The sequence below is a fragment of the Paralcaligenes sp. KSB-10 genome, assembly GCF_021266465.1.
Classification (GTDB): domain Bacteria; phylum Pseudomonadota; class Gammaproteobacteria; order Burkholderiales; family Burkholderiaceae_B.
Window position 1 is genome coordinate 2,304,586 of the sequence record NZ_CP089848.1, and the last position, 23,340, is coordinate 2,327,925.

Annotated in this window: 20 protein-coding genes; 12 read left to right on the forward strand and 8 right to left on the reverse strand. The window is 61.0% G+C overall.

The annotated features are described in order from the left end of the window. Positions 1–163 precede the first annotated feature (163 nt). Complete coding sequence (locus LSG25_RS10445; protein ID WP_232740882.1) at positions 164–865, forward strand: response regulator; 702 nt, start codon at positions 164–166, stop codon at positions 863–865. A 6-nt stretch (positions 866–871) separates the two neighbouring features. After that, on the forward strand, positions 872–2,284 hold the full coding sequence (locus LSG25_RS10450; RefSeq protein WP_232740883.1) for an ATP-binding protein: 1,413 nt from the start codon (positions 872–874) through the stop codon (positions 2,282–2,284). A gap of 14 nt (positions 2,285–2,298) precedes the next feature. Here the strand turns inward: LSG25_RS10450 and LSG25_RS10455 are convergent, their stop codons facing one another. After that, entirely contained in the window at positions 2,299–3,348 is a 1,050-nt protein-coding gene (locus LSG25_RS10455) for a cytochrome d ubiquinol oxidase subunit II (RefSeq protein ID WP_232740884.1), read from the reverse strand. Beyond that, entirely contained in the window at positions 3,345–4,685 is a 1,341-nt protein-coding gene (locus LSG25_RS10460; protein ID WP_232740885.1) for a cytochrome ubiquinol oxidase subunit I, read from the reverse strand. The genes LSG25_RS10455 and LSG25_RS10460 overlap by 4 nt, the downstream gene beginning before the upstream one ends. 111 nt (positions 4,686–4,796) lie before the next feature. Between LSG25_RS10460 and LSG25_RS10465 the strand changes: the two genes are divergently transcribed. The 4 genes from LSG25_RS10465 to minE all read left to right on the forward strand — a co-directional run bounded on the left by LSG25_RS10465 (position 4,797) and on the right by minE (position 8,660). Then, entirely contained in the window at positions 4,797–6,551 is a 1,755-nt protein-coding gene (locus LSG25_RS10465; protein WP_232740886.1) for a glutamine--tRNA ligase/YqeY domain fusion protein, read from the forward strand. Between the two features lie 81 nt (positions 6,552–6,632). Beyond that, positions 6,633–7,472, forward strand: a complete 840-nt coding sequence (minC, locus tag LSG25_RS10470) for a septum site-determining protein MinC (protein ID WP_232740887.1) — start codon at positions 6,633–6,635, stop codon at positions 7,470–7,472. A gap of 104 nt (positions 7,473–7,576) precedes the next feature. Further along, positions 7,577–8,392: a septum site-determining protein MinD gene (gene minD / locus LSG25_RS10475; RefSeq protein ID WP_232740888.1), complete on the forward strand. Its 816-nt coding sequence runs from the start codon at positions 7,577–7,579 to the stop codon at positions 8,390–8,392. Position 8,393: 1 nt separating this feature from the next. After that, a complete protein-coding gene (gene minE, locus LSG25_RS10480; RefSeq protein ID WP_232740889.1) occupies positions 8,394–8,660 on the forward strand; it encodes a cell division topological specificity factor MinE in 267 nt (88 codons plus the stop codon). 84 nt (positions 8,661–8,744) lie between these two features. On the opposite strand, the gene LSG25_RS10485 is transcribed toward minE, so the two are convergent. From LSG25_RS10485 to ettA, 3 genes are all read right to left on the reverse strand, one after another. Beyond that, on the reverse strand, positions 8,745–8,969 hold the full coding sequence (locus LSG25_RS10485) for a glycine zipper 2TM domain-containing protein (protein WP_232740890.1): 225 nt from the start codon (positions 8,967–8,969) through the stop codon (positions 8,745–8,747). A gap of 113 nt (positions 8,970–9,082) precedes the next feature. Continuing rightward, positions 9,083–9,652, reverse strand: coding sequence for an isochorismatase family protein (locus LSG25_RS10490; RefSeq protein WP_232740891.1), 570 nt, complete (start codon positions 9,650–9,652; stop codon positions 9,083–9,085). 9 nt (positions 9,653–9,661) lie between these two features. Continuing rightward, positions 9,662–11,335 carry an energy-dependent translational throttle protein EttA gene (gene ettA / locus LSG25_RS10495; protein WP_232740892.1) on the reverse strand — a complete coding sequence of 558 codons (1,674 nt, stop codon included), beginning with the start codon at positions 11,333–11,335 and terminating at the stop codon, positions 9,662–9,664. 149 nt (positions 11,336–11,484) lie between these two features. On the opposite strand from ettA, the gene LSG25_RS10500 reads away from it, so the two are divergent. Then, entirely contained in the window at positions 11,485–11,988 is a 504-nt protein-coding gene (locus LSG25_RS10500; RefSeq protein WP_232740893.1) for a hypothetical protein, read from the forward strand. A gap of 15 nt (positions 11,989–12,003) precedes the next feature. Here LSG25_RS10500 and LSG25_RS10505 read toward each other — a convergent pair whose 3' ends face one another. Together LSG25_RS10505 and LSG25_RS20445 are read right to left on the reverse strand one after the other, a co-directional pair. Beyond that, positions 12,004–12,933, reverse strand: coding sequence for a glycosyltransferase family 2 protein (locus LSG25_RS10505; RefSeq protein ID WP_370635842.1), 930 nt, complete (start codon positions 12,931–12,933; stop codon positions 12,004–12,006). Positions 12,934–13,049: 116 nt separating this feature from the next. Continuing rightward, positions 13,050–13,178: a hypothetical protein gene (locus LSG25_RS20445; RefSeq protein WP_255696545.1), complete on the reverse strand. Its 129-nt coding sequence runs from the start codon at positions 13,176–13,178 to the stop codon at positions 13,050–13,052. Positions 13,179–13,358: 180 nt separating this feature from the next. Here LSG25_RS20445 and uvrA point away from each other — a divergent pair, with 180 nt between their 5' ends. Genes uvrA through LSG25_RS10520 form a run of 3 tightly spaced genes read left to right on the forward strand, consistent with a single transcriptional unit; the run spans position 13,359 to position 20,973 of the window. After that, complete coding sequence (uvrA, locus tag LSG25_RS10510) at positions 13,359–19,076, forward strand: excinuclease ABC subunit UvrA (protein WP_232740894.1); 5,718 nt, start codon at positions 13,359–13,361, stop codon at positions 19,074–19,076. Further along, positions 19,076–20,341 (forward strand): aminodeoxychorismate synthase component I, encoded by a 1,266-nt coding sequence (locus LSG25_RS10515; RefSeq protein ID WP_232740895.1) that lies wholly within the window; start codon positions 19,076–19,078, stop codon positions 20,339–20,341. Before uvrA ends, LSG25_RS10515 begins: the two co-directional genes overlap by 1 nt. Continuing rightward, the gene (locus LSG25_RS10520; RefSeq protein ID WP_232740896.1) at positions 20,338–20,973 is read left to right on the forward strand and encodes an aminotransferase class IV; all 636 of its coding nucleotides are present in this window, start codon (positions 20,338–20,340) and stop codon (positions 20,971–20,973) included. Before LSG25_RS10515 ends, LSG25_RS10520 begins: the two co-directional genes overlap by 4 nt. 1 nt (position 20,974) lies before the next feature. Here LSG25_RS10520 and LSG25_RS10525 read toward each other — a convergent pair whose 3' ends face one another. Then, positions 20,975–21,853: a ThiF family adenylyltransferase gene (locus LSG25_RS10525; protein WP_232740897.1), complete on the reverse strand. Its 879-nt coding sequence runs from the start codon at positions 21,851–21,853 to the stop codon at positions 20,975–20,977. Positions 21,854–22,016: 163 nt separating this feature from the next. Between LSG25_RS10525 and LSG25_RS10530 the strand changes: the two genes are divergently transcribed. Both LSG25_RS10530 and pdxH read left to right on the forward strand, forming a co-directional pair. Beyond that, positions 22,017–22,661 carry a gamma-glutamylcyclotransferase gene (locus tag LSG25_RS10530; RefSeq protein ID WP_232740898.1) on the forward strand — a complete coding sequence of 215 codons (645 nt, stop codon included), beginning with the start codon at positions 22,017–22,019 and terminating at the stop codon, positions 22,659–22,661. Positions 22,662–22,693: 32 nt separating this feature from the next. Continuing rightward, entirely contained in the window at positions 22,694–23,326 is a 633-nt protein-coding gene (gene pdxH / locus LSG25_RS10535; protein WP_232740899.1) for a pyridoxamine 5'-phosphate oxidase, read from the forward strand. The last annotated feature ends 14 nt before the right edge of the window (positions 23,327–23,340 follow it).

Sequence of the window (23,340 nt, forward strand, 5' to 3'; positions counted from 1 at the left end):
AATCATAGACGCGAATGGCTTCGTTTGCTGCAAAAGGATGCATCCACGGCACCCGATATTCTTGGGGTGTTCCGCCGACGCGACACGAAAAACACGGCAGCCAGGTATTTCAATTCATTTCCAAGCCTTGCCAGCCGGCCGGCGAATCGGCACACTGCCGGCTATGGATACCCCTTTAGTCAAAATTCTGGTCGTCGACGACGATCCGGCATTGCGCCAGTTGCTGGCCGATTACCTGAATCGCCACGGCTACGATACATTGCTGGCCGCCGACGGCAGCGATCTGGTTCAGCGCATACAACGTTATTCCCCCGACCTCGTCGTACTCGATCGCATGATGCCCGATGGCGACGGCGCCGAAGCCTGTCGCCGACTGCGGCAGCAGGGCGAGGACATTCCCGTCATTCTGCTGACGGGGCGCGACGAAACCGTGGACCGCGTCGTCGGCCTCGAGGCCGGCGCCGACGACTACGTCGGCAAACCCTTCGACCCCCGCGAACTTCTTGCCCGCATCGAAGCCGTTCTGCGCCGGAAGAAAGGCGCTTCGGCACTCACCAAAGAGCAACCCGTCGCATTCGGGCCGTTCGTGTTCGATCCGAGCACACGCCAGCTTTACAAAAACCAGGCCGTGGTCAAGCTGACCGGCGGCGAGGTCAACCTGCTGGAAGCATTGGTCAAGAACCCCGGCAAGCCGCTGTCGCGCGATCGCTTGCTGGCCCTGGCCCGCGACGACGACGAAGGCGAGCGCAACGACCGTGCCATCGACATCGCTGTCCTGCGCCTGCGCCGCTCCATCGAAGACGACCCGAAACAGCCGCGCTGGATACAGACCGTCTGGGGCGTGGGCTACCGTTTTGCCCCCTGAGCAGCCATGAAATGGCACCGGCTCATACCCAGGTCCCTGCGCGTACGCATGATCCTGCTCACGCTGGGTACGGTTTTGCTGGCGCAGGCGGCCACAGTAGCCACCATCACGTATTACCGCAAGAAATTCACCGAAGAGGTGGCGGTTCAATATACCGCGACAACCATCAGCACCTTGCGCGCCGCGCTGGCTAAAATTCCTGCCGACGAACGTGCCGATTTCGTACGCACGGCGTCGCAGAACGAATGGCATTTATGGTCGCGCAGCCTGCCTTCGGAGGCCCGCATCAACGAGCGCCCCAGGCTGCCGCCGGAGCTGCGGCGCGACAGGCGGCACGGCCCTCCCCCCTTGCCCCACGACATGCGGCGCGATCTGCGCCTCTTTGTCCAATCTCTCAACATTCGCCTGAACGACGGCACCCGCGTGGCGCTCTCGAAAGGGCCCCGGCCTCGGCTGTATATCTCGCTTATGCCCAATCTGGGCGACGACGAGGCGCCGCAGAACCGGGAATGGCTGGTCATTCCGCTCGACCATATTTCGCCGCCCGTGACAACGCCGGCGATTTTCTTCTGGCTCGGCGGCATGGGGCTGTTCCTGCTGATTTCCGCGATTTTTTCGTGGCACATCACGCGCCCCCTGACGCGCCTGGCCAGCGCCGCCGACCAGTTGGCGGCCGGACAGCCACAACGCGTCACGCCTTCGGGTCCCACGGAAACACGCATACTGGGCGAGCGCTTCAATGCCATGCTCGACGCCCTGGCGGAGTCGGGAGCCGTCAGACGCACCTTGCTGGCCGGCCTGCCCCACGACCTGAAGGGCCCTTTGTCGCGCATGTGGCTGCGCATTGAAATGGTCGACGATTCGACTTTCAAAGACGGCATGCGCAAAGACATCCAGGACATGCAGCGCATGGTCAACCAGTTTATCGGCTTCGTACGCGGCACCGACCCGGGCACCTACCACTTCACACCGCTGGCGCTCAATGGCTGGCTGGAAGAACAGACCTCGGCCTGGGAGAGCGCCGGCAGCGCCGTGCGCCTGACCGAATTATGGGCAAAGCCCCTTACGCTCAATGCCGATCGCATTGCCTTGGGGCGCCTGCTCGACAATCTGGTTACCAACGCCCTCAATCATGGCAAGCCTCCTGTCGAAGTTGCGCTGACCGCCGACGATCACTGGGCCATCATGACTATTTCAGACTACGGGCCCGGTATCGCACCCGAGCGGCGCGGCGAAGCGCTACGGCCTTTTTCGCGGCTGGACGACGCCCGCACCCTGACCGGATCGGTGGGCCTGGGGCTGGCATTGGCCGACGCCATCGCCAAGGCTCACGGCGGCACCCTGACACTGGGCCAGGCCCCTTCGGGAGGCCTGCGGGTAACCGTAAAACTGCCTTTGCTGGCTACTGCCGACGCCTGAGCGGACGCCACGCATCAGGCCTTGAACACGGGGGGCGTCGGCGCCTTCGACAAACCAAACATGCGCCAATACACCCAAATATTGAAAATGAGCGCAACCGGCAAGGCGATGACCGCTGCGGACAGAATCAGGCGCAGGGACGCCACCGAGGCGGCCGCATCCCAGATCGTGATGTCATCCAGCACCAGATACGGGAAAAAGCTGTAACCCAGGCCACCCAGAGTGACCAGGAAAATCAGCAATGTCATGGTGAAGGGAAAGGCGGTCGTCCGATAGCTGCGATTGATCATGCGTTGCAGGCACATTTCAATCGATACAAAGCCAATCAGCATGAACCCCCACAGGCCAACCACGACAGGCCATTGAGGGCCGTCGCTCCATTTGAGAAAAACACCTGTGTTGGCAAAGGCCAGCACCACCGATACCCCAACCGAGCCGGCTGCCGCCCAGCGCACCGCGCGCCTGCCCCACATGACGGCCCGAACACGCAGTTCGCCGCCTTCGCGCATAATCAGCCAGGCGGCGCCCAATAGGCAGTAGGCCGCCAGCGCGCACAAGCCGACAAACAAGGAAAACCACAAATAGCCCGCTCCGGTCTGATACGTCACCACCAGTTGCCCCAGCAAGAAACCGTGGGCCAACGCCGTAATCAGCGAGCCCAGGCTGAATCCGGCCAGCCAGCGGGACTGCATCTCGATCGGCGCGCGCAAACGGAACTCGAACGATACCGAACGCAGCATGACCCCCAGCGCCAGTACGCACAAGGGCAGATAAAGCTCGCCCATGACACTGCCCCAGGCATTGGGAAATGCCGCCACAAACAGGCCCATGCCCAGGAAAAGCCAGAATTCGTTGGCGTCCCGCCAGGGACTGAGCAGCGACAGCATGCGCGGACGCAAGTCGGGGGGAGCGAACAAGGCCAGGCAGCCGACGCCGATATCGAAGCCATCGAGAATAGTGCCGGCCACAATGACCGTGAACAGAATGCCCATGAAGGCAAGCGGCATCCAGAATGCGGGATCCTGCGGATTCATCCCCAGGGAAAGCGCCAGGGAAACAATCATGCGCGCCCCCGTCTGCGGGCAACCGGCACCACGCCATAGCGGGCGATGTGTCGCAGCAACTGCAGGAAGCCCAGCATCAGCACGCCGTAAAACACCAGATAAGCGACCCCTGCCCCTGCCAGAACATTACTTGGGGTGGAGCTCGCAATTTCACTTAGCGTCACGGTGCCGTTCACGGCATAGGGATAGAGGCCGAACAAGGCATAGCACAGTCCCGCCAGGCTTGCGCCCCATCCGGAAAACATCATGAGACGCAAGAATCGGCGCCATCTCTCAGACAAGACGCTTGGGTCGTACTGCTTCTTGCGCAAACGAAAAAAGGTCACCCAGGCGGCCAGAGCCATTAACAGCCCAATCAGCAGCATAAGCCGGAAAGACCAGAAAACCAGGGCAACCGGAGGGCTCATGCCCGAGAAATGGTCAAGCCCGACAAACTGCCCCTTGTCATCCTGCCCCAGCCAGCGCCCGCCGGCATGATGCCATTCCCAGGCGGCCAGATTGCTGCCGTCGGCCTGATCCGGCCAGGCCGTCAGCACCAGCACCGGCTGCGTGCCGGATTGCCAATACGCCGCTGTGGCCGCCGCCTTGGCCGGCTGATGCTGGGCGATCATCATGCCGGTCCCGGCTCCTGCCGCCGCCTGCAGCACGACGCCGACCATGGCGACGCTCAAGGAAGTCCTGAACACCAGGCGCTCGCTGTCGTCCAGGGGACGCCGCAAAGTCTGGCCCGCCGTGACGCCCAGCATCAGAAAGGCCACGGTCAGGGCGGAACTCAGGACCAGCAAGGCGGCATGCCAGCCTACGGACGGATTGAACAGCACATCGAACCAGTTGACGACATGGTATTGACCGTCGATCAGGTTCGCCCCGGCAGGCGTCTGCATCCAGGACATCAGGACCACCATCCACAACGCGGCCAGAGTCACTCCCAGCGCCGTCATGAATACCATGGCTGTATGCACGGAGTCCGAAAAACGGCGCTGCCCGAAAAGCATTGCACCCAAAAAACAGGATTTGAAGATAAATGTGGTCAAAATGGCCGCGGTCAGCAAAGGGCCGGCAATTTCGCCGATTTTGTCCATCAAACGGGGCCACAGGCTGCCGAACTGGATCAGAACCGGCATGCTGGACGCAAATGTGAGCACAAACGCCAGAGCGAAAACACGCACCCAGAACCGATATGCAACCGTCCAGCCCGCTTCCCCGGACAGGCGGCCGCGAATTTTGAAAAACAGCAACAGCCAGGCAAGGCCAAGCTCTATCGCCAGAAACAGCGATAAAAAACCCAGGCTGATAAAAAACTGGATCTGCGATAGCCAGAGAGCGGAGTTCGTCATAATGTGCGCTAGTGTAGAGCCTCTGCGGCCATCATGACTACCGCCTGCAAGCAAATTGGACGGAACGTGGCAAAATGCTTACTTTGCAAGACACCACACACTGCTTTCCGTATGACCTCCGCTCTGACTCCGCCACCTTCGAATTTCCTGCGCACCATTATCGACAACGATCTGGCGGGCGCCCGCTACGCCGACAAGCTCTGGGCGGGAAAGCCCGGCCCAGCCGCCATCCAGGCGCGGGGAACACACGATCCGGCCAGGATCCGCACCCGCTTTCCGCCCGAGCCCAACGGCTATCTGCACATAGGTCATGCGAAAAGCATCTGCCTGAACTTCGGGCTGGCACGCGACTATAACGGCGCCTGCCATCTGCGATTCGACGACACCAACCCCGAAAAAGAAGAAGACGAGTACGTCAGGACCATTATCGACGCGGTGTCGTGGCTGGGCTTCAGTTGGGAGAACCAGGGCGAGACAAACTGTTACTTCGCCAGCGATTACTTTGGGTATTTATACCAATTCGCCGAAGCGCTGATCGAGGCCGGAGACGCCTATGTCGACGAGCAAAACGCTGAACAAATGCGCGCCAGTCGTGGCACGCTGACCCAAAAAGGCACGAACTCCCCGTGGCGCGACCGGCCCGCCGCCGAGTCCCTGACGCTGCTTCGTGAAATGCGGGACGGCAAACACCCCGATGGCAGTCTGGCCCTGCGCGCCAAGATCGACATGGCCTCGCCCAATATCAATCTGCGCGACCCGGTGCTTTACCGCATCCGGCACGCGGCCCACCACCGAACCGGCAACGATTGGTGCATTTACCCCATGTACGCCTGGGCGCATCCCGTTGAAGACGCGCTGGAAGGCATCACGCACAGCATCTGCACGCTCGAGTTCGAAGATCAGCGGCCCTTTTACGACTGGATACTGAACAGGCTGGCCGATCTGGGGCAGCTCCTGCGCCCCTTGCCGCGCCAGTACGAATTTGCGCGCCTCAATCTCACCTATGTCGTCACCAGCAAGCGCAAGCTCCTGCAACTGGTGCGCGAGGGACACGTCAAGGGCTGGGACGACCCCCGCATGCCGACCCTGGTCGGGCTGCGGCGACGCGGCTATACGCCCAGATCCATACGCCTGTTCTGCGAACGCCTGGGCGTCTCCAAGGCAGACTCGCGTATCGACTACAGCCTGCTCGAGCAGGCCCTGCGCGACGACCTCGACCCGCAAGCCAGCCGCCGGATTGCGGTACTTGATCCAATCAAGCTGATCATTACCAACTACCCGGAAGGCCAGTCCGAACTGTGCCATGCGCCGCACAACCCTCATCAGCCGGAAGCCGGGGTACGCGAATTTCCATTTTCGCGCGAGCTCTGGATTGAACGCGACGACTTCCGCGAAGAGCCTCCAAAGAAATACTTCCGGCTCTTCCCCGGCAATACCGTGCGCTTGAAGTACGGCTATATCGTGACCTGCACGGGTTTCGTCAAAGACGAACACGGCAACATCAGCGAAGTGCATGCCGAATACCTGCCGGACACCAAAAGCGGGACACCGGGCTCGGAATCGGTCAAAGTCAAAGGCACCATCACCTGGGTCAGCGCCAGCCACGCGGTCGCCGCCGAGGTACGCCTCTACGACCGCCTGTTCTCCGACCCGCACCCCGATTCCGGCGACAAGGATTTCCTGCAGGCCATCAACCCGCATTCCTGCCGGATCGTTCAAGGCTGGCTCGAACCGGGCACACGGGCCGAGCCGGGCACCCTCTGGCAGTTCGAACGTTTGGGGTATTTTGTTGCCGACCAGCTTGATTCAACCCCGGAACAGCCCGTCATCAACCGGGCGGTCACGCTGCGGGACTCGTGGGCGTAGCCCGCGTCGAACGCGAGCAGCGCTGAAGCAAATCACGACGCCATTTAAAATAAAGCCATTTCTAATTGCAAAAGACAATCTGTGAACGACTCTTCTTCAAACCGTGAAAGTCAATTGGCACTGGATTTCAAAAGCGCCACCCTCTATGCCGTACGCGTGGTCCTGCACAGCTCCCGCTTGCCTGAGCTGATCTCCGCTCTCGAACAGCGCATGAGCGATGCCGGATCTTTCTTCGAGAACGAGCCTGTCGTCATTGACGCCTCGGCCATCGAAGAAACCATAGACTGGGCCGCCCTGACCGAGGCGCTGCGCAAGCACGACCTGTACCCGATAGGCGTCATGGCGCAGGACGGCAATCTGGAAGCCGCCCGGGCTCAGGGCCTGACCAGCGTCGATCTGGCAAATCCGGTACCCCGCCCGGTCGCCACCCCGGCGCCCGACAAGGAAGTCCCCGTTGTCGCCCCACCCGCGGCAAAAGCGGCCCCGTCCGGCAGCGAATCCGTCGCGCCGGCGGCTGCGCCCTCCGAAACAGCCGCAGCCGCAGCCGCAGCCGCAGCCGCGGCATTGCCGGCCATCGCGCCGGCAGCCATGGTCATCAATCGCCCGCTGCGCTCCGGACAACGCATTTACGCCCGCAACACCGACCTGATCGTCATCGGCGTCGTCAGCCAGGGGGCCGAAGTCATTGCCGACGGCAACATCCACGTTTACGGGCCGCTGCGCGGCAAGGCCATGGCGGGGGCGCGCGGCGACACCAGCGCGCGCATCTTCACGACCCAGCTCGATCCCGAATTGCTCGCGATCGCCGGCGTTTATCGAGTGATCGAAACCAGGCTGGACCCAAGCCTGCACAATCAGCCTACCATTGTGCAACTGGAAGGCGAAGCCTTGCGCATCATCGGGCTGGGAACACCGGGTTAAGTTTTGTTGCCAACAGATTATCAAATAACTTCAAGTTAAGCTCAAAAACTGCATTTTTGCATTACGATTACGTGATTTATCAATAACAAAGGAATTTTATCGTCATGGCGCGAATTGTTGTGGTGACGTCCGGCAAAGGCGGCGTGGGTAAAACTACCACGAGTGCCAGCTTCTCTTCTGGCTTGGCCATGCGCGGTCACAAGACCGCAGTGATCGATTTCGACGTCGGTTTACGCAACCTGGATCTGATCATGGGCTGCGAACGTCGTGTCGTGTACGACTTCGTCAATGTAATTCAAGGCGAAGCCACCCTCAACCAGGCCCTCATCCGCGACAAGCAACTGGAAAACCTGTTCATATTGCCTGCGTCCCAAACGCGCGATAAAGATGCCTTGTCGCAAGATGGCGTCGAAAAAGTGCTCAACGATCTCAAGGACATGGGTTTCGAGTACATAGTCTGCGACTCGCCTGCCGGCATAGAAACCGGGGCGCTGATGGCCTCTTATTTCGCCGACGACGCATTGGTCGTCACCAATCCCGAGGTTTCGTCGGTGCGCGACTCCGACCGGATCCTGGGTATTTTGTCCGCCAAATCGTTTCGCGCCGTCAAAGGCGAAGAACCCATCAAAGAATTCCTGCTGCTGACTCGCTACAATCCGAAGCGTGTGGCCGACGGCGAAATGCTGTCGCTCAAAGACATCGAAGACATCCTGCGCATCAAGTTGATAGGCGTGATTCCCGAGTCCGAATCAGTACTGCAGGCCTCCAACCAGGGGGTTCCGGCCATTCATATCCGCGACAGCGACGTTTCCACCGCCTACCAAGACGTGGTGGCTCGCTATCTGGGAGAAGAAAAAAAGCTGCGCTTTGTCGACTACGAAAAACCCGGCCTGTTCAAGCGCCTGTTCGGAGGGAAATAAAATGTCCTTTCTTTCTTTCCTGCTCGGGCAAAAAAAGACCTCCGCCAGTGTCGCCAAAGATCGCCTGCAACTCATCCTCATCAACGAACGCGGCGGCAGCCGCGCTCCCGACTTCCTGCCCCAGTTGCAGCAGGAACTGGTGGCGGTTATTTCCAAATACGTCAAGATCAACCCGGAAGACATCAAAGTGAATCTTGATCGCCAGGATTCCCTGGAAATTCTTGAAGTCAAGATCGAGATGCCCCAGGCCGAGGCGGCCAGCAGCTGACGCCACAAAGCACATGGCCTGGCAAAGGGGAAAAGTAGCTCCCTTTTGCCAGGCCATGTGCCTGTGCCGCCCGTCAGGCGAAGGTCAGTGTTTGCCGACCTGATCGCCAATAATCCCGCCGATGGCGGCGCCACCAACCGTACCAAGCACGCCTCCGCCGGTAATCACGGCACCCGCCACGCCGCCGATACCGGCACCGGTTACCGTGCTTTTTTGACGACGGCTCATGCTATCCCAGGACGAGCAGCCCGCAGTAGCTGCCACCAGCACCGCTACTACCGCGAATTTGCAGATTGAGTTTAATTTCACTTTTTTTCCTCCAATACTAGATACTATTTAATAGCTTGAATTTACTATACCTGACGAGCCGTCAGCATCGCAAACTTCAGGCCCACACGCTGTGAGTGGACGAAAAATATGTATCAAGGCCCTTCAGGCATCGGCCTTGTATTGCACGACTTGATCAGGGCCAGCACTTCCTTGAAGCGAGGGTGATGCGCCGACTCCAGCCACTCGAACATAGCCATTTCGGCGCTCACCACCTCGATACCATAGTGCGCTGCCCGGGCAAGCGCAATGTGGCGATCGGACTGACGCCTGGACCCAATGCAGTCGGCGACCAATACCGGGCATAAACCCAGGTCCATCAGGCCCAATGCAGTTTGTAACACACATACATGCGCTTCCGTGCCGATTAACAACACACGCGATCGTTTCCCAGGCAATTGTTCAACGAAACCAGGCTCACTAGCCGCATTAAAATGCATTTTATGCACAATATGATGCAGGAATGGACGCAGATCTGTCGCAGTGGGACCGATTTTCGCTGCGCAATGCTCGGTGGCAATCACAGGGATATCCAGCAAGCGCGCCGCGCCGGCCAGAGCCTGGGCCCGGGCCAGCAATTGCATGCAGTCATGTATGGCCGGCAGCAAACGGGTTTGCATGTCGACCACCACCAGAACGGAATCCTCGGCGCGCAATTGCCTCATGGCGACGGCTTATTTCAGGGCCTTGTAGCGCAGGCGTTTGGGCTTGGCCCCTTCCTCGCCCAGGCGACGCCTCTTGTCGGCCTCATACTCCTGGTAGTTGCCGTCGAAAAACACGACTTGCGAATCGCCCTCGAAAGCCAGGATATGCGTGGCGATACGATCCAGGAACCAGCGGTCATGACTGATGACCAGCACGCAGCCCGCAAATTCCAGCAAGGCATCTTCGAGCGCCCGCAGGGTTTCGACGTCCAGATCGTTCGACGGTTCATCCAGCAGCAATACATTGCCGCCCGTGAGTAGCGTCTTGGCCAGATGCAGGCGGCCGCGCTCGCCTCCGGACAGCTTGCCGACGAGCTTGTTCTGATCGGCCCCCTTGAAATTGAAGCGCCCCAGGTAGGCGCGCGAGGCCATTTCGAACTTGCCCACCGTCAGCAGATCGGCCCCATCGGAAACGGCATCAAACACCGTTTTATCGTCGGGCAACGACTCGCGCGACTGATCCACAAAAGCCACCTGCACGGTTTTGCCGATCCTGACCTCGCCCGAATCGGCCTGTTCCTTGCCCGCCATCATGCGAAACAGCGTGGATTTACCCGCACCGTTGGCACCGATAATGCCCACGATCGCTCCGGCCGGAATCCTGAAACTGAGCTTGTCGATCAACAGGCGATCGCCATAGCCCTTGCAGACGTTATCGAATTCGATGACTTCATTGCCCAGGCGCTCGGCAACGGGAATAAAAATCTCTTGTGTCTCGTTACGCTTCTGGTATTCGTGCGACGACAATTCCTCGAAACGCGCCAAGCGCGCCTTGGCCTTGGCCTGGCGTCCCTTGGGACTCTGACGCACCCACTCGAGCTCTTTCTTGATGGTTTTCTGGCGAGACGATTCGGACGCTTCTTCTTTCTCGAGGCGGGCTTCTTTCTGCTCGAGCCAGGAGCTGTAGTTGCCTTTCCAGGGAATGCCATAGCCGCGGTCCAGCTCCAGGATCCATTCAGCCGCATTGTCGAGAAAATAGCGATCGTGTGTCACTCCGACCACAGTGCCCGGAAATTTGTGCAGAAACTGTTCCAGCCATTCGACGCTTTCAGCATCCAGGTGGTTGGTCGGCTCATCGAGCAAGAGCATATCGGGCTTGGACAGCAGCAGGCGGCACAAGGCTACCCGGCGTTTTTCGCCGCCCGACAGCTGGCCTATGGTCGCGTCCCACGGAGGCAGCCGCAGCGCGTCGGCCGCAATCTCCATTTGATGCTCGATGTCGTCGGCGCCGCTGGATGCCGCCGCCGCGATGACCGCTTCGAGCTCGGCCTGTTCGCTGGCCAGTTTGTCAAAATCGGCATCGGGCTCGGAGTAAGCGGCATAAACCTCGTCAAGCCGCTTGCGCGCCGTGAAGATCTCGCCCAGGCCCGCTTCAACCGACTCGCGCACGGAATGCTCGGGATCCAGTTGAGGCTCCTGAGGCAGATAGCCAATTTTGATGCCGGGCATGGGAACGGCTTCGCCTTCGATCTCTTGATCGATGCCGGCCATGATTTTAAGCAGCGTGGACTTGCCCGAGCCGTTCAGGCCCAGAACGCCGATTTTCGCGCCGGGAAAAAAAGACAGGGAAATGTCGCGCAGGATCTGCCGCTTGGGCGGCACGATTTTGCCCACCCGATTCATCGTGTATACGTATTGAGCCATGTCTGGAAAATAGGAGGAAATCAGAAAGCTTCGATTGTAGGCTGTATGCGGAAATAAAGCCGCTCGCGGCAACAGCCTGTCAAGGAGGCCATGCGTTCGAACGGCCATGCTTTAAAATACCGGGATTATTTCCCCACCCAGTGCCACCAATGCCGTCCATCCCAGACTCCAAACCCTGTTTTACCGCCGAAGAACTCGACCTCCTCGGCCGCACGGCCGACGCCCTGAGCGCCTATATGGGCAAGCCAGTGCTGGCTGAAGTCATGGACGCCGAGGAAACCGGCTTTGAATGGGCCTTGTTCGCTGTGCCTCTGGGAACAGAAGACACTGTTGGCGACGATCAAACCATTGTGCAGGTCGGAGGGGCCGGCGCCAGGCTTCTGGGCAACAGAGGGGGCCTGGATATCGACGACGGTTTCTTCGATTGCGAATATCTATGGGCTATCCAGCTGTCCACGCTGGAAGGCGTACGCTTCATCAAGATCGACCAAGGCGGCGATGAAATCGCCTGGACCGACAATCTGCGCGAAATACTGCCCTTCAATCTGATTGACGAAGCCTTGCCGGATGATGACGAAGACGACGATGAAGACGTCGATGACGATGACGACGCCGAGGATCAAGCGCCCGGCTCGCCACGTCACCTGCACTGAATCTGCGGTGCGGGCTTAGCGGCGAAAGCGGTCGCGGCCATACAGCAGTGCGCCCACAGGCCACATGGCCACGACCAGCAGGCGCGAGCCCAGCCCTGTAAGAGGACGATCGGCCGGCAGGGCCTGCCCGGTCCGCCGGATATGCAGGGCGAAGCGTGTGTAGCGGGCCGCCGCAACGAAGAAAGCCTGCGGCTGATAGCGAAACCAGGGCAGGCACTTGACCACCGTATCGTGCGCCAGCAGCCAGAGCCCCAAAGCGTGCTGCTGACTGTTGCGGCCCTGCATCGACAGCGAATCAGGGCTGTCGTAATAAACCCGAAAAACCTGGTTGACAAAACGAGTCTGGAATCCGGCCCGCGCCATCGCGCGCCACACCAGGCTTTCGGGGACAAAGCCGGGAATCTCGTCGGGAAACGGAAACTGGCGCAGCACCTCGGTGCGCATGCAGCCGAACTTTTCACCCCGGACGCGGTACTTGAATGTCATATCGAGCACGCTTGCATCCAACACGTCCTCGGGGAATCTATCGCCCACAATGCCGCCGTCTGGCCTGGCGCACAAACCCGTAACCGCCACAAAGCGGGGACGATCCTGAGGCGATATCCCGGACCAGGCCCGCGCCATGGCATCGAGCGCATCGGCGTCCAGGCTGTCGTCGCTATCCAGGGCGACGATCAATTCGCCCTGGGCTTCGCGCACACCATGATTGAATGCGGTTTTCTTGTGCTGGTTGGGCTGCCAGGCATAGCGAACCGGAAAACGCGCCTCTTGCTGCCACTGCAGAACCCGCGCCCGGGTATTGTCGGTCGAGCCGTCGTCCACGACCAGCCACTCGAAATCCTGAAACGACTGCCCGCACAATGAGGCATACACGCGCCCAAGCGTATCCGCCCGGTTGTAGCTGGGAGTCAAAACGGTAAAAAGATGACGCCAGGTGCTGGGCATGATTATTTTGCCTAGTAGTGCATACGCAAAATAATAGGCGAAAAAAAACCACAAACGTGAAAGCTTGCGGTTTCTTTGCCTTGATTACATCAAGACACACACTGCCGAACCGGAATTCAGGCGCGTTTTACTTTTTCGAGCATTTTGAATACGCCCTTGGGAGCCTTGACGAAAAGGCGCTTGAAAGCCTTGCCCAAGCAACGGCGCTCAAGGGTATTGCGACGGGTACGTTTGATTTCTGCCATGATGATCTCCGATCTTTACACGGCGGGGTATGACTAAACACGTGCCCGCCAAAACTGACTAAACGCTCCTAAAATAGAGCGCCAATTGATAATTAACCCACCATTCTACTCCAAAATCAGTTTTTCGCCCAAAAACCCGCTTGCTGGGGTCCCTGGACAAAGAACAGCTACCATATCGGTATGAGCTCACAAATCCGCATTATTGGCGCGCGCCAAAACAACCTGAAAAACCTTGATGTGTCGATCAATACCGGGGAACTTCTGGTTCTGACCGGAGTATCCGGTTCGGGCAAAAGCTCCCTGGCCTTCGACACGCTGTATGCCGAAGGCCAGCGGCGCTACGTAGAGACTTTTTCCCCCTACGCGCGCCAGTTCCTGGACCGCATGGATAAGCCGCAGGTGGAACGCATCGAAGGCATCTTGCCCGCTATTGCCATCGACCAGGTCAACCCGGTGCGCAACTCGCGCAGCACCGTGGGCACCATGACCGAGCTCAACGATCATTTGAAGCTGATGTATGCGCGCATGAGCCGCCTGTATTGCCAGTGTTGCGCGGCCGAGGTTCAGCGCGACAGCGCCGAATCCATCCAGCGCCACCTGGCCCTGCGCAGCGACTTGCACCAGGCACGCATGGTCGTCGCCTTCCCCGTCGTTATTCCGGCGAACTTCACCGAAGAAGAAGTACGCGGTTTTCTCGAACAGCAAGGCTATACGCGCATCCATCACGAAGAAACCATTACGCGCACCGTACCTGCCGCCGCGAAAGGCAAAGGAAAGGGACGCCGTTCGGACAAGACCGAAAAGCTGCGGGTGCTGCATGTCACGCAGGACCGGTTCCGCTATGCCAACGCCGAAACAGCGCGTGTCATGGAAGCCCTGGATGCGGCACTCAAGCAGGGCGACGGGCATCTGGCAATCCACACCACAAACGACGGCAGCGAGGATGAAACCGTCCTGCGCTTCAGCAACCGCCTGCACTGCGCCCACTGCAATATCGAATACTCCCCTACTTTGCCGAGCACGTTTTCGTTCAACTCGCCGCTGGGCGCCTGCGAATCGTGCCGCGGTTTCGGCCGGGTCATGGGCATAGACTACGGCCTGGTCGTGCCGGACGAAAAAAAGACGCTTAACGAAGGAGCGGTCAAGCCCTGGCAAACCGCCAGCTACAAAGAATGCCAGCTCGAAATGGAGCGTTATGCGCCCGCCGCCGGCGTGCGCCTGAGCGTGCCCTGGAAAGACCTGCGGGAAGACGAAAAAAACTGGGTCATCAACGGCACCGCCGACTGGAAAGGCGGCCAGAATGCCTGGAAAACGCAGTGGTACGGCGCGCAGCGGTTTTTCGACTGGCTGGAGTCGCGCGCCTACAAAATGCATGTGCGCGTGCTGCTCTCGAAATACCGCAGCTACACACCCTGCCCGGCCTGCGGCGGCTCGCGCCTGAAGCCCGATGCGACGCTCTGGCGTCTGGGCGATGCCAAAGGCCGCGCCGACGATCCTTACCCGCGCTTCATGCCGGTGCATGCGCAATGGACCCGCGAACAGCTCAACGCCCTGCCGGGCCTGGGCATCCACGACCTGATGCGCCTGCCCATCGCCCAGGTCCAGCAGTTTTTCGCCGATATTCATTTTGGCACAGCGCTCGACGCTGCCGTCGACCTGCTCCTCGGCGAGGTTCGAACCCGCCTGAAATTCCTGTGCGACGTGGGCCTGGGCTATCTGTCGCTGGATCGCCAGAGCCGAACTCTTTCGGGTGGAGAAGTGCAGCGCATCAACCTGACGACCGCCCTGGGCACTTCACTGGTCAATACCCTGTTCGTGCTGGACGAACCCTCCATCGGCCTGCACCCGCGCGATATGCACAGGGTCGTGGAAGTCATGCATCGCCTGCGCGCCAACGGCAATACCCTGGTGGTCGTCGAACACGATCCGCAAGTCATGATTGCCGCCGACCGCATCCTCGACATAGGCCCAGGGCCCGGCGAACGCGGCGGCCAGATTGTCTTCGACGGCACGCCCGATCAATTGCGCAACGCGGACACGCTCACCGGAAACTATCTGGGAAGCCGCCTGCGTGTCGAAGCGCCTCGCCCCATGCCCGTCGCCGCCAACACGCCCAGGCTGGTGCTCGATGGCGTAAACGCCAACAATCTCAAGCAGGTAACGATCGAAATCCCGCTGGGCCGGCTGGTCTGCGTCACCGGAGTGTCGGGCTCGGGCAAATCGACCCTGATCCAGGATGTGCTGTACCCCGCCATCCTCAAGCACATGGGCAAGCCGACCGAGCCGCCCGGCGCTTACGCCCACCTGCTCGGCGTCGAGCAAATCGCCGACGTCGTCATGGTCAATCAAACACCCATAGGCAAGACGGCACGATCGAATCCGGCCAGCTACGTGGGTGCCTTCGACGCCATACGCAAGCTGTTCGCCCAGGCCGCCGTGTCCAAAGAGCGCGGCTACACGCCCGGCACCTTCAGCTTCAACAGCGGCGACGGGCGCTGCCCCACTTGCGGCGGCACCGGCTTCGAACATGTGGAAATGCAGTTCCTCTCCGACGTCTACCTGCGCTGTCCCGACTGCGACGGCAAGCGGTTTCGCCCGGAAATCCTGGAAGTGCGCGTCGAACACCTCGGCCGCAGCGCTTCCATCGACCAGGTGCTCGAAATGACCGTGCACGAAGCGCTGGAGTTTTTCAGCGGCCTGCGCGATGTGCAAACGGGGCTGGCGCCGCTGGCCGATGTCGGCCTGGAATATGTGCGCCTGGGCCAGCCGGTTCCCACCCTGTCGGGCGGAGAGGCCCAACGGCTCAAGCTGGCGGGCCACCTGGCGGCTGCCGCACGCAGTGGAATCTCCTCGGCCAAGGTGGCCAAGAAAGGCAGCCTGTTCCTGTTCGACGAACCCACTACCGGCCTGCACTTCGACGATGTCGCGCGGCTCATGCGGGCGTTCCGCAAGCTCCTGGCGGCCGGGCATTCGCTGCTGGTCATCGAGCACAACCTGGACGTCATCCGGGCCGCGGACTGGCTGATCGACCTGGGTCCCGAAGGCGGCGATGCCGGCGGCCAGGTCGTGGGGTTCGGAACTCCCGGCGATTTGACGGGCAATGCGCTGTCGCACACCGGCCGGGCCCTGCTGGCCTACACCAGCGCCATTGTGTACGAGGAAGAATCGCAGCGCGCCAAGGCGCTTGCCGAGCCGCAAGCCGCCTATGGCGACGGCAAGGGTACTCCGCTGCAAAGCCTGGTCGGCCGGCGCGGACGACGCAGCATCGATATCCTGAACGCGCGCGAACATAATCTGAAAGGAATCAATGTCTCGATCCCGCACGACACCTTCACTGTGATCACGGGCGTATCGGGCTCCGGCAAATCCACATTGGCCTTCGACATTCTGTTCAACGAAGGGCAGCGACGCTATCTGGAATCCCTCAATGCCTATGCCCGGGCCATAGTCCAGCCGGCCGGCAAGCCGGATGTCGACGCCATCTACGGTATTCCGCCCACAGTCGCCATAGAACAGCGCACCAGCCGCGGAGGCCGCAAATCGACCGTGGCGACCATGACGGAAATCCATCATTTCCTGCGCCTGCTCTACGTCAAGCTGGGCACACAGATGTGCCCGACCTGCCACGTTCCGGTCGAACCGCAAAAGCCCGAGCAAATCGTGGCCCAGCTGCTGCGCGACCACAAAGGCCAGCACCTGGGCATACTGGCGCCCCTGGTCGTGGCGCGCAAAGGCTATTACACCGAGTTGGCCAAATGGGCGTCCGGCAAAGGGCATTCCCACTTGCGTGTCGATGGCGAATTCATACCCGTCGCGCCCTGGCCGCGCCTGGACCGCTACAAGGAACACACCATCGAGCTGCCGGTTGCCGACCTGCTGATCGACCCGGCCCAGGAGCCGGCGCTGCGCGAAGCCATACGCAGTGCGCTCGAGCATGGACATGGCAGCCTGAGCGTGCTGCTCGATCTCACCCGGGATACGCCCGCGCCGCTTGCCGACCGCCGCGCGGCGGGCCTGAACGGCGGCGGCAGCCAATTGCATTTTTCGGTCAAGCGCGCCTGCCCGAGCTGCGGCACCAGCTACCCCGAGCCCGACCCCCGCCTGTTCTCCTACAATTCCAAGCACGGATGGTGCACTGGCTGCTTCGGCACCGGGTTGCAACTGAGCGGCTTCGACGCCGAGCAGACGGGCGAGGAAACCGCCTGGAACGCCTGGTACGAAGGCGAAACCGAAACCTGCCAAAGCTGCAATGGCGAGCGCCTCAATCCACTGGCGCGGGCCTTCCGCTGGCACGACCGCTCCATCGCCGAACTGGCCGCGCTGCCGGTCTCCGACGCCCAGACCTTTTTCACCGGCCTGGTCAGTCACGGACGCGAAGCCGAGATCGCACGCGATATCCTTACCGAAATCCGCGGACGGCTCAATTTCATGCAGGAAGTCGGGCTGGGCTATCTGGCGCTGGATCGCGCCGCGCCCACCCTCTCGGGCGGAGAAGCGCAACGCATCCGCCTGGCCGCGCAACTGGGCTCCAATCTGCAGGGCGTATGCTATGTGCTGGACGAGCCGACCATAGGCCTGCATTCGCGCGACAACCAGATCCTGCTGAACGCCCTGGCCAGGCTGGAGGGCAACGGCAATACTCTGGTGGTCGTCGAACATGATGAAGACACCATACGCCGCGCCTCGCACATCATCGACATCGGACCCGGCGCGGGCGTCCGCGGCGGCAGGGTCGTGGCGCAAGGCACCGCACAAGACCTGATCGACAATCCCGAATCGATCACCGGCCGATACCTGAAGCACCCTCTGCATCATCCGCTGCAGGCCCGGCGGGCGGTGGACAGGCAGACACCCATGCTGGAGATCGTCGGCGCCCACCTGCACAATCTGCATAATGTGCGGGCCCGCATCCCGGTGGGCCGTTTGAGTGCAATCACCGGCGTATCCGGGTCAGGCAAATCCACCCTGGCGCGCGAGGTGCTGCTCGAGAATCTTGCCCACGCCGTGTCCCTGCGCAAAGCGCCGACGTGGCAAGGCTGCACCGGCATCACCGGCTGGGAGCAGATCGACCGGGTGCTTGAAGTCGACCAGACTCCTATAGGGAAGACACCGCGCTCGTGCCCGGCCACTTACGTCGGCTTCTGGAACGATGTGCGCAAACTATTTGCCGATACGCGCGAGGCGCGCATACGCGGCTGGAGCACAGCTCGTTTTTCCTTCAATACCGGCGAAGGACGCTGCCCGATCTGCGAGGGTCAAGGCCTGCGGACCCTGGAAATGAGCTTCCTGCCCGATGTCAAGGTACCTTGCGATGCCTGCGGCGGCGAGCGATTCAATCGCGATACGCTCAATGTCACGCTACGCGAGAAAAGCGCCGGAGAAGTCCTCAAGCTCGAAGTCGACGAAGCGATCGGCTATTTTGCGGCTCACCCCAAAATCGCGCGCCCCTTGCAATTGATGCAGGACGTCGGGCTGGGCTACCTGACGCTGGGCCAGCCCTCGCCTACCCTGTCGGGCGGAGAGGCTCAGCGCATCAAGCTGGTGACCGAACTCGTCAAGGCGCATCTTACCGAAGGCGTCATCAAGACCGGGCGCGCCTCGCGGATTCCGCACACGCTGTATGTGCTGGACGAACCGACGGTGGGCCTGTCCATGGCAGATGTGGAAAAGCTCATACACGTGCTGCACCGGCTGGTCGACGCCGGCAACACAGTCGTCGTGATCGAACACAACCTGGATGTAATCGCCGAAGCCGACTGGGTACTGGATATGGGCCCCGAGGGTGGAAACGGCGGAGGCCGTGTCGTGGCGGAAGGCTCGCCGGAACAGGTCATTGCACGCAAACAGACGTCACACACTGGCGCCGTGCTCGACACATTCATGGAAGCCGCCCGCTGATGCTTTGCCGTTTTGAAGACCGCCTGTCGGGGCAGGCAATTGAACTGGCGGGCTTCTGTGAACGCATCACCGCCCGCTCGGCAGCCAGCCTGCATATGGCCTTCGAACGCATTGCGGCGGCCCGGCAAAAGGGATATTGGGTGGCCCTGCTGCTGGATTACGAACTGGGAGAGTGGCTGGAGCCAAGCTTGTCGCCAAGCCTTTCAACCCAGGCCGGCCCGCCAGCGGGCGAAGATTGCGACAAGCCGCGCCTGACCGCGCTGGTCTACCGGCAAGCCAGACACGAGCCTGTATGGGGCAAGCCCGGCCAAGACTTGGCCGGGCTTGATATCCGCCCCCTGACCGCCAGGGCACACTATCTGGATAGCATACGCATCCTGCAAACCGGCATACGGCGCGGCGAGCTTTATCAGGCCAACTACACCTTTCCGATAGAAGTCAAAACCTCTGCTGCACCGCGCGCGGTGTACCAAAGCATTGCCGCCCGGCACCCGGCCGCGCATGCCGCCTACATCGAAGACGGTTCGCGCATCATCCTGTCGTTTTCGCCCGAACTGTTCGTGGCCGGCAAGGGCGCAACCCTGACAGTACGCCCCATGAAAGGGACCGCACCACGCCATGCCGATCCTGTCCTGGATAGGCACGCGGCGCAGGAACTGCTGCAAAGCGAAAAGAATCGCGCCGAAAACCTGATGATCGTCGACCTGTTGAGAAACGACCTGGGGCGGATCGCCACGCCGGGCTCGGTCAAGGTGGAAGCACTTTTTTCCCTTGAAGGCTATCCCTCGGTCTGGACTCTCACCTCGACCATTACCGCGCAGGCCCCTGGAAGAAGCCTGGAAGAACTGCTTCGCGCCCTCTTTCCCTGCGGGTCCATTACCGGCGCTCCAAAAATCGCCGCCATGAAAAAAATAAAAGAGCTCGAAAACACGCCTCGCGGAATTTACTGCGGCAGCCTGGGCTGGCTCGCGCCGGATGGCGATTTTTCCCTGAATGTCGCCATCCGCACCATCGAGATCAATGATGCGGGCGCCGGTACGTTTGGCGTGGGCGGCGGTATCGTCCACGATTCAGAACCCGAGCTCGAATGGGAAGAATGCCTCTGGAAAGCGCGAGTGCTGCAAATCGGCGCACCAGGTGGCGCCATCGCCGACTCGACGTTGCGCAGTGGAATCGAGACCGCCGCAGAGCCAGACGCACGCGGCTGCCAGGCGGCTTTATTGGCCAACGCGCAGCCGCGATCCAGCTTGCCGACCCGCCAATGACCGCGTCCTCCGTCCAGCTTATTGAAACCATGCGCGTTGAGCCCGGGCGCATCATCCCCTTGTTGTCCGGGCATAGCCGGCGCCTGCGGGCATCTTGCGCGGCCCTGGGTCACGCCTGGCCCGGCGAGCCGCTGTTCCAGGCCATAGGACATCATGTGGCGGGGCTCGATGCCGCTCACAGCTACCGTTTGCGCCTGCTGCTGGACCCGAACGGGCATTATTCGCTGGAATCGACCGTTTTGGCCATTACACTCCCGCCGGTTCGGCTGCATCTCAGCCCGATGGCCCTGGAGGCCGACGCATTCTGGCTGCAACACAAAACCACGCACCGCCCCTGGTACGCCGGCGCCCAGGACTGGCTGGCGCAATACCCGCAGTTTTTCGATGTGGTGTTTTGCAACCGGAATGATGAAGTCTGCGAAGGCAGCCGCAGCAATCTGTACATTCAGAATGCCGCGGGCGCCTGGCTGACGCCGCCGCTGGCGTGCGGGCTGTTGCCCGGAGTGCAGCGTCAGGCGCTACTCGATGACGGCCTTGTCCGGGAGGCCAGGATCACCCGTCGCGACTTGCTTGCTGCCAAGGCGATCCGCATCTCCAACGCACTGCGCGGCTGGCTGGACGCGACGCTGTAATTCACGCCGGAAAGCGTCCCTCGATCACATAGTGCATGGCCTCGCTGGCCGCGGCCAGACCCATGGCAGCCGTCACGGTTACCAGGGAGCCATAACCGGCGCACGACAAACCCTGCAGCCCTTGTCCAGATACCTCGGAGCCTGAGGGCATACCGGCAGTCAACGCCGGCGCGTTTTCTGCCGCCACACTCCGCTCCCGGTCCTGCCATGCGTCGGGCAAGCGCGCGGCCTGATCGAACCATAGAGTCCTGATACCCATTTTCGGCACTCGCTTGCGCGGTTTGCCCGCCTGATCCGACGCCTTGGGATAGCCATGCTGGCGCCGCAGGCTGTTGCGCAGCTTGGACAACAGGGCATCGTTCAGGGATTGCGCCAGGTCGCTCGCGCGCAAACTCAGTGGATTGGTCTTGCCTCCCGCCCCGCCGCACACCACAATCGGCATGCGCCGGGTCCGGGCTTCGAGAATCATGGCGATCTTGGCACTGGCTTGATCGGTGCAGTCGACCAACAGGCTCAGATCCTGCGGCAAGACTCCATGCACGTTCTCCGGGGTCACGAAATCGTCCACCAGATTCACGCGACATCCCGGATTGATCCCGTATACGCGGCGCGCCATGGCCTCGATCTTGGATACCCCCAGGGTTTCGGTCAAGGCATGCAACTGGCGATTGATATTCGATTCGGCGATATGGTCCAGGTCGATCAGAGTCAGTGCCCCCACACCCGAGCGCGCCAGCGCCTCGACGCACCAGGACCCAACTCCACCGATCCCGGCCACGGCAATATGCGTGCCCGCCAGCCTCTCTTGCGCAGGCCGGCCGTACAGTCGTTCAAGGCCGCCAAAGCGGCGGTCTGTGTCGATAAAAGAAGTTTCGGACATTGCGGGCACGTAAAAAAACAGGACGACTCGGGCAGGCAATATCCATGACCGACATTGCCGACAAGCGCCAGTGTACACGCCGGCCGGCCGCGCTCCCGCGCGCCGGGCCCGGAGTGCTTTAAAATAGGGCAACGTCGCTCGCGACCCGTCCGATCATCACAAAGTGAATAGTCCAGCCGTTCTCAATCCCGCTCCTGTACGCAGAAGCTTCCGCCTGCTTACCGACGCCGAGCGCCAGGCCTCGCTGGACCATAGCCTGAGTCATTGGGCGCCCAGCCAGGACATCTGGGTATTCGGCTACGGCTCGCTGGTCTGGCGCCCCGAATTCGACTTTATCGAACGCCGCCTGGCTCTTCTCAATGGCTATCATCGTGCTTTATGCCTATGGTCGCGGGTCAACCGCGGCACGCCCGAGCAGCCGGGGCTGGTGTTCGGCCTGGACAAGGGCGGATCCTGCAAAGGCATGGCATTCCGGATCGCCGCAAACACCGTTCCGGCCACGCTGAAGGAACTCTGGAAGCGAGAAATGCCCAGCGGGGCCTATATTCCGAAATGGCTCAACTGCCGTACCCGGCAAGGCACCATCCAGGCCCTGGCCTTTACCATGGATCGCGCCACCGATGCCTACGTCACCAATCTGTCCAAAGACCAGCTTATCGCCATCGTGCAAAGGGCACACGGGCATTACGGTCCCTGCACCGAATATGTGCTTGAAACAGCGCAAGCACTCAGGCTTGCGGGCATTCGCGACAAAAAACTCGAGGCGGTCGCCTTGCACCTGCAAAGCAGTGTGGCCCGGAACGGGTAAACTCACACTCTGACCTCCTCTTTTTTACACCTATGTCTGTCGCCGATATACGTCAAAGTTACGAAAAAAATGTGCTGCTCGAAGCGTCGCTGGCATCCACGCCCTTCGACCAGTTTGCCTTGTGGTTCGATGAAGCCCTCAAGGCCAAGGTCGTCGAACCCAACGCCATGACGCTGGCAACCAGCACCCTGAGCGGCCGTCCATCGGCCCGTACGGTGCTGTTAAAAGGCTTCGACGAGCGCGGGTTCGTCTTTTTCACCAACTACGAATCCCGCAAAGGCGAAGAGCTCGCACAAAACCCCTGCGCCAGCTTGCTGTTTTTCTGGCCGGCGCTGGAGCGCCAAGTCAGGCTGGAAGGGTCGATCGAGAAAATTTCAGCCCAAGACTCCGATGAGTACTACAACAGCCGCCCCCTGGGATCGCGCATAGGCGCCTGGGTGTCCCCGCAAAGCCGCCCCATCAGCCTGCAAGAGCTCGAAGCACGCACGCAAGCCCTGACCGAGTCACTGGGCGCGCATCCCGCACGGCCGCCGCACTGGGGCGGTTATCGGCTCAGGCCAGACTATGCCGAATTCTGGCAAGGCCGGCCCTCGCGCCTGCACGACCGCCTGGTATTTCAATTAAACGATCAGAACCAGTGGGTCAGCACCCGGCTGGCTCCCTGACAGCTGTATTCCTG